The 6,560-nt window shown below is 68.8% G+C and carries 8 protein-coding genes and 1 pseudogene; 7 read left to right on the forward strand and 2 right to left on the reverse strand.

All coding sequences use genetic code 11. The features are described from left to right. Positions 1 to 42 precede the first annotated feature (42 nt). The 7 genes from ftsZ (at position 43) to A9X03_RS03755 (ending at position 5,494) form a co-directional block, all read left to right on the forward strand. Positions 43 to 1,194 (forward strand): cell division protein FtsZ, encoded by a 1,152-nt coding sequence (gene ftsZ / locus A9X03_RS03725; protein WP_067758682.1) that lies wholly within the window; start codon positions 43 to 45, stop codon positions 1,192 to 1,194. A gap of 101 nt (positions 1,195 to 1,295) precedes the next feature. Next, positions 1,296 to 2,003, forward strand: coding sequence for a peptidoglycan editing factor PgeF (gene pgeF, locus A9X03_RS03730; RefSeq protein WP_067758601.1), 708 nt, complete (start codon positions 1,296 to 1,298; stop codon positions 2,001 to 2,003). A gap of 5 nt (positions 2,004 to 2,008) precedes the next feature. After that, positions 2,009 to 2,779: a YggS family pyridoxal phosphate-dependent enzyme gene (locus A9X03_RS03735; RefSeq protein WP_067758685.1), complete on the forward strand. Its 771-nt coding sequence runs from the start codon at positions 2,009 to 2,011 to the stop codon at positions 2,777 to 2,779. Positions 2,780 to 2,841: 62 nt separating this feature from the next. Then, positions 2,842 to 3,483, forward strand: coding sequence for a cell division protein SepF (locus tag A9X03_RS03740; RefSeq protein WP_067274456.1), 642 nt, complete (start codon positions 2,842 to 2,844; stop codon positions 3,481 to 3,483). Between the two features lie 145 nt (positions 3,484 to 3,628). Beyond that, the gene (locus A9X03_RS03745; protein ID WP_007170773.1) at positions 3,629 to 3,919 is read left to right on the forward strand and encodes a YggT family protein; all 291 of its coding nucleotides are present in this window, start codon (positions 3,629 to 3,631) and stop codon (positions 3,917 to 3,919) included. Between the two features lie 330 nt (positions 3,920 to 4,249). Next, positions 4,250 to 5,056 (forward strand): DivIVA domain-containing protein, encoded by an 807-nt coding sequence (locus A9X03_RS03750; protein ID WP_067758604.1) that lies wholly within the window; start codon positions 4,250 to 4,252, stop codon positions 5,054 to 5,056. 96 nt (positions 5,057 to 5,152) lie between these two features. After that, on the forward strand, positions 5,153 to 5,494 hold the full coding sequence (locus tag A9X03_RS03755) for a hypothetical protein (RefSeq protein ID WP_068259726.1): 342 nt from the start codon (positions 5,153 to 5,155) through the stop codon (positions 5,492 to 5,494). A gap of 3 nt (positions 5,495 to 5,497) precedes the next feature. Here A9X03_RS03755 and A9X03_RS03760 read toward each other — a convergent pair. Together A9X03_RS03760 and A9X03_RS03765 are read right to left on the reverse strand one after the other, a co-directional pair. After that, positions 5,498 to 6,175 (reverse strand): annotated as a pseudogene (locus A9X03_RS03760) (phosphoribosyltransferase); the annotation flags it as partial. A gap of 39 nt (positions 6,176 to 6,214) precedes the next feature. Beyond that, positions 6,215 to 6,560, reverse strand: a 346-nt coding sequence (locus A9X03_RS03765; RefSeq protein WP_068259735.1) for an STAS domain-containing protein, incomplete at its 5' end; no start/stop codon positions are given.

Genomic DNA, 6,560 nt, shown 5'->3' on the forward strand with positions numbered 1-6,560 from the left:
GACCGGAGAAACCGAATCCCCACCAGGGAGGAAGACGAGATGATGACCCCCCCGCATAACTACCTGGCCGTCATCAAGGTTGTGGGTATCGGTGGTGGCGGCGTCAACGCCGTCAACCGGATGATCGAACAGGGCCTCAAGGGCGTGGAGTTCATCGCGATCAACACCGATGCGCAGGCGCTGTTGATGAGCGATGCCGACGTCAAGCTCGACGTCGGCCGCGACTCCACCCGCGGGCTCGGCGCCGGGGCCGACCCGGAGGTCGGCCGCAAGGCCGCCGAGGACGCCAAGGACGAGATCGAGGAGCTGCTGCGTGGCGCGGACATGGTGTTCGTGACCGCCGGCGAGGGCGGCGGCACGGGCACCGGCGGCGCGCCCGTCGTCGCCAGCATCGCCCGCAAGCTGGGCGCGCTGACCGTCGGCGTGGTCACCCGGCCGTTCTCCTTCGAGGGCAAGCGGCGCGGTTCGCAGGCCGAAGGCGGCATCAACACGCTGCGGGAAAGCTGCGACACCCTGATCGTCATCCCCAACGACCGGTTGCTGCAGATGGGCGACGCCGCGGTGTCCCTGATGGACGCTTTCCGCAGCGCCGATGAGGTGCTCCTCAACGGCGTGCAGGGCATCACCGACCTGATCACCACGCCGGGCCTGATCAACGTCGACTTCGCCGACGTCAAGGGCATCATGTCCGGCGCGGGGACCGCGCTGATGGGCATCGGCTCGGCCCGCGGCGAGGGCCGGTCGCTCAAGGCCGCCGAGATCGCGATCAATTCACCCCTGCTGGAGCAGTCCATGGAGGGCGCCCAGGGCGTGCTGATGTCGATCGCCGGCGGCAGCGACCTGGGCCTGTTCGAGATCAACGAGGCCGCCTCGCTGGTGCAGGACGCCGCCCACCAGGACGCCAACATCATCTTCGGGACCGTCATCGACGACTCCCTCGGCGACGAGGTGCGCGTCACCGTCATCGCCGCGGGCTTCAGCGCGACCGGTCCCGGTCGCAGACCGGTCACCGGGGACAGCGCCGCCGAAAAAGGCGGCGCGCACCGCATCGAATCGGCGAAGGCCGGCAAGCTCACCTCGACACTGTTTGAACCCGTCGACGCGGTCAGCGTCCCGGTTCACACCAACGGCGCCACGCTGAATATCGGTGGCGACGACGACGACGTCGACGTGCCGCCGTTCATGCGCCGCTGAGGGTCTCGATCTGCTTGCCAGTGCGCGACAAACCGGCCACGAAAAGCACGGGCAGGATGGCGCTGCCCGCTGGCAGCCGGGGGGCTCCGGATACTGAAGAAGTGAGCGTGCGCATCCGGCGGGTGACCACCACCCGCGCCGGTGGTGTCTCGGGTCCACCGTTCGACACCTTCAACCTGGGCGACCACGTCGGCGACGATCCGGCGGCGGTGGCCGCCAACCGCAACCGGCTGGCCGCCGCCATCGGGCTCAAGCCCGAGCGCGTCGTGTGGATGGACCAGGTCCACGGTGACCGGGTGGAGGTGGTCGACCGGCCACGGGGCGGCGCGGTCGAGAACACCGACGCGCTGGTGACCGGCACCGCGCGGCTGGCTCTGGCGGTGGTGACGGCCGACTGCGTGCCGGTGTTGCTCGCCGACGCGCGCGCCGGAGTGGCCGCGGCCGTGCACGCAGGCCGCGTCGGCGCCCAGCGCGGGGTGGTGGCCCGCACCGTGGAGGCGATGGTCGAGCTGGGCGCGCGCCCCGAGGACATCTCGGCCCTGCTGGGCCCGGCGGTCAGCGGCCGCAACTACGAGGTGCCCGCGGCCATGGCCGACGAGGTGGAGGCCGCGCTGCCCGGCAGCCGCACCACCACCTCGGCGGGCACCCCCGGCCTCGATCTTCGGGCCGGAATCGCTTGCCAGTTAACGGATTTGGGTGTGAGGGCCATCGACATCGACCCGCGGTGCACGGTCGACGACCCGACGTTGTTCAGCCACCGCCGGGACGCGCCCACCGGCCGGCTGGCCTCCCTGGTGTGGATGGAGTGACCGCGATGGCGGTGGACATGCCTGCGGGGGGTGACCGCGAAACGGAATTGACCCACGCATTAGCGGCGGTGCGCTCGCGCCTTGCGGCGGCCGCCGAAGCGGCGGGTCGCAATGTCGGTGAAATCGAACTGCTGCCGATTACCAAATTCTTCCCAGCAACCGATGTGGTGACTTTGTCGCGTTTGGGTTGCCGGGCCGTTGGCGAATCGCGGGATCAGGAAGCATCGGAAAAAGTGAGCGAAGTCACCAAACTCTTATCGCGGGTGGACGTCCCGGCCATGCGCTGGCACATGGTGGGCCACATCCAGCGGAACAAGGCCCGCTCGGTCGCCCGCTGGGCGCATACCGCTCACTCGGTGGACAGCTCGCAATTGGTCAGCGCCCTCGATCGGGGCGTCTCGGCCGCCCTGGCGGAGGGCCGCCGCGCCGATCCGATGCGGATCTACGTCCAGATCAGCCTTGACGGCGACGAGTCGCGGGGCGGCGTCGACATCTCGCTGCCGGGCGCGGTCGACCAGCTTTGCGCGCAGGCCGAGGAGTCAAAACACCTGGAACTGGCCGGGCTGATGGCCATCCCGCCGCTGGGCTCGGACCCTGACGCGGCCTTCGGGCGCCTGCGAACGGAGCATCTGCGCGTGCTGGAATCGCATCCCAACGCCGTCGGACTGTCCGCCGGCATGTCCGACGATTTCGAAATTGCCGTCAAACACGGTTCGACATGTGTGCGTGTCGGTACCGCGCTATTGGGCCCGCGGCCGCTACCGTCACCGTATTAAGTCACTGTAGTCACATCTTCATCACTGACACCAAGCATCAGGGGCTAGAAGGGGTCAACGCAATGAGCACACTGCACAAAGTCAAGGCCTATTTCGGTATGGCCCCGATGGACGACTACGACGACGAGTATTACGACGACCACGCGCCCTCCCGCGGATTCCCGCGCCCCCGTTTCGACGACGGGTACGGCCGCTACGAGGGGCGCGACTACGACGACCCGCGCGAGCCCGCGGACTACCCGCCGCCTGGCGGCTACCGCGGCGGTTACGCGGAGGAGTCGCGGTACGGCGCCGTCCACCCCCGCGAGTTCGAGCGGCCCGAGATGGGCAGGCCGCGCTTCGGGTCCTGGCTGCGCAATTCGACCCGCGGCGCGCTGGCGATGGACCCGCGCCGGATGGCGATGATGTTCGAGGAGGGCCACCCGCTCTCCAAGATCACCACGCTGCGGCCCAAGGACTACAGCGAGGCCCGCACCATCGGCGAGCGGTTCCGCGACGGCACCCCCGTCATCATGGACCTGGTGTCGATGGACAACGCCGACGCGAAGCGGCTCGTCGACTTCGCGGCGGGCCTGGCCTTCGCGTTGCGCGGCTCCTTCGACAAGGTGGCCACCAAGGTGTTCCTGCTGTCGCCCGCCGACGTCGACGTGTCCCCGGAGGAGCGTCGCCGGATCGCCGAAACCGGCTTCTACGCTTACCAATAAACCCGGCTCGGCGGCGGCGGTCGGCCGCCGCCTTCGCTGGCCGGGCGAGCTGAGATGTGGTCGAGGGCCCGGAGTCGGTACGCTGGCAGGCGCCGCGCATGCCTGCGGCGCATGACATCTCATCGGTAAGGTCGGGGCTCTTCAGTTGGTGCTGTTCTTTCAGATCCTTGGGTTTGCGCTGTTCATCTTCTGGCTGCTGCTCATCGCCCGGGTCGTCGTCGAGTTCATCCGATCGTTCAGCCGCGACTGGCATCCCACCGGCATCACCGTGGTGATCCTCGAGATCATCATGTCGATCACCGATCCGCCGGTGAAGTTGCTGCGCCGGCTGATCCCTCAGCTCACCATCGGGGCGGTCCGCTTCGACCTGTCCATCATGGTGCTGCTGCTGGTCGCGTTCATCGGCATGCAGCTCGCCTTCGGCGCCGCGGCCTAACCTTGTCTCCGGCGCCCTGCCTCCGGCGCCCTGCCTCCGGCGCCTTGTCTCCGGCGCCTTGTCTCCGGGCCGTTTCGGTCCCTGTCCGCGGGCCGGCTTCGGTGCCCGGAGACGGTTCGGCCACGTTTTCGCCTCGGTTTGGTGGCTGCGATTTAAAAATTCTAAGGTTTCGGATTTTATTGCCCTGAGCGTTTGAAATTGGTTCTTATTTATTGGCCTAAACAGCAACGGTCGCGCCTGGTGTGACAGGATGGACGGCAGTTGCACGACGGCTACCACTGCGTTCTACACTTTCCAGAACGTTAGACAGGAACTTGAGGGGACGAAACAATGCCGCTTACACCAGCCGACGTCCACAATGTGGCGTTCAGTAAGCCACCGATCGGCAAGCGGGGGTACAACGAAGACGAGGTCGACGCCTTCCTCGATCTGGTGGAAGCCGAGCTGACGCGGCTCATCGAAGAGAACAGCGATCTGCGTCAGCGGATCGAGGAGCTGGACCAGGAGCTGGCCTCCGGCGGCGGCGCGAGCGCCGCCCCAGCCGCCGCGGCCGCCCCCACTCAGGCGATTCCCGTCCCCGAGCCGGAGCCGGCCCCCAAGGCGGCGCCGGTGGCCGCGCCTGCCGCGTCCTCGTCGAGCAACGAGGAACAGGCCATGAAGGCGGCTCGGGTGCTCAGCCTGGCCCAGGACACCGCCGACCGGCTGACCAGCACGGCCAAGGCGGAGTCGGACAAGATGCTGGCCGATGCCCGCGCCAACGCCGACCAGATCCTCTCCGAGGCCCGCCAGACGGCCGAGACCACGGTCACCGAGGCCCGGCAGCGCGCCGACGCGATGCTCGCCGACGCCCAAACCCGTTCCGAGACCCAGCTGCGCCAGGCGCAGGAGAAGGCCGACGCCCTGCAGGCCGACGCCGAGCGCAAGCACTCCGAGATCATGGGAACGATCAACCAGCAGCGCACCGTCCTGGAAGGCCGGCTCGAGCAGCTGCGTACCTTCGAACGCGAATACCGGACCCGGCTCAAGACCTACCTGGAATCGCAGCTGGAGGAGCTCGGCCAGCGTGGATCGGCGGCGCCCGTCGACTCCAGTGCCGACGCCGGCGGGTTCGACCAATTCAATCGGGGTAACAACTAGCCTCACAGGCGTGCCGGACACTCGCCCAGCTGCGCGGTCGGCACACTAGACCTGCACACGAACTGGCTCTCCCGCTCGCCGCTTGGAGGATGACCGATGCTGATCATTGCGCTGGTGCTGGCCCTGGTCGGGCTCGTCGCGTTGGTGTTCGCCGTCGTCACGAGCAACGAGTTGGTGGCCTGGGTGTGCATCGGCGCCAGCGTGCTCGGCGTGGTCCTGTTGATCATCGACGCGTTGCAGGAGCGGCAGCGCCGCGACGCGGGCGCCACGGAGCAACACGAGGATGAGGCCGTCGACTACCCCGAGGAAGCAACCGAGGAAGCGCCCGACGAGGGCGCCCACGAAGCGCCGGCGGAAGCCGGCGCGCCGCCATCGGCGGAGGCGACCGAACAGTCGGCGGTGGCCGCGGAGGGCCGCGGCGACGAGGCCGCCAAGTAACAGTCAGCAGGTGGGCGTGGCGAGTGTCTCGCGCACCTCGTCGTCGCTCACCTGATGGAAGTCGTCGTACACCTGGCCGACCGCTTCGAATCCGGGCGGCATCGTCACGCAGACCACCTCGTCCGCCTCGAGGGTGAGCTCACGGCAGGTCGACCGCGGTCCCACCGGCACCGCGACGACGATCGATCTCGGGCCCGCGGCTCGCACCGCCCGGACGGCGGCCAGCATGCTGGCCCCGGTCGCGATGCCGTCGTCGACCAGGATCACCACCTGGCCGCGGGGGTCGGACGGCGCGCGATCGCCCCGGTACGCGCGCTCACGGCGGGCGAGTTCGGTTGTCTCGCTTCGGATTACCTCACGGACCTGCTCGTCGCTGATCTGCAGGCTCGAAACCACGTCGTCGTTCATGACGACGCCGCCGCTGGCCAACGCGCCCATCGCGAGCTCCGACCACCGCGGCACCCCGAGCTTGCGGACCAGGAACACATCCAGCGGGGCGTGCAGCGCGGCGGCGATCTCCCACGCCACCGGCACGCCGCCGCGGGCGAGCCCGAACACCAGCACGTCGTCCCTGTCGCGGTAGGACACCAGCTGCTCGGCCAGCGCGCGACCGGCCTCGCGGCGGTCGCGGAAGGTGCGCGTCGCAGAGTGCCGGAGAAATCCGTCGGGTGCCATCGGTCGCGTTCCAGCCTACGGGCTCTCGCCCCGGCGGCCGAGGGGTCAGCGAACCCCGGTTTCTCCCGGGGCGTTCTGGCCGCCCGCATCCGAGACGGACGCGGTGACGAGGTGCTCGAACGTGCCGGTGACGTCCAGGATGCGGTCGAGGAATCGCGGTCGATGGTCGAGGTGCAGGAGCACACCGGCCTGAGCGCTTCGGCGGTGGACCAGCAGCAGGCCGGACAGGCCTGCGGAATCGCAGAAGACGAGTTCGGCCAGGTCGAGATGCAGGTCAGCGAGGTTGGGCTGGCGGATGAGGAGCTGGACGGCGGCCTCGACCATCGCGTCCACGGTCTCGTAGACCAGATCACCGGAGACCCGCACGCAGGCCGACCGCCCGGAGGTGGTG

Source organism: Mycobacterium sp. E1715, from assembly GCF_001667625.1.
Lineage (GTDB): Bacteria > Actinomycetota > Actinomycetes > Mycobacteriales > Mycobacteriaceae > Mycobacterium.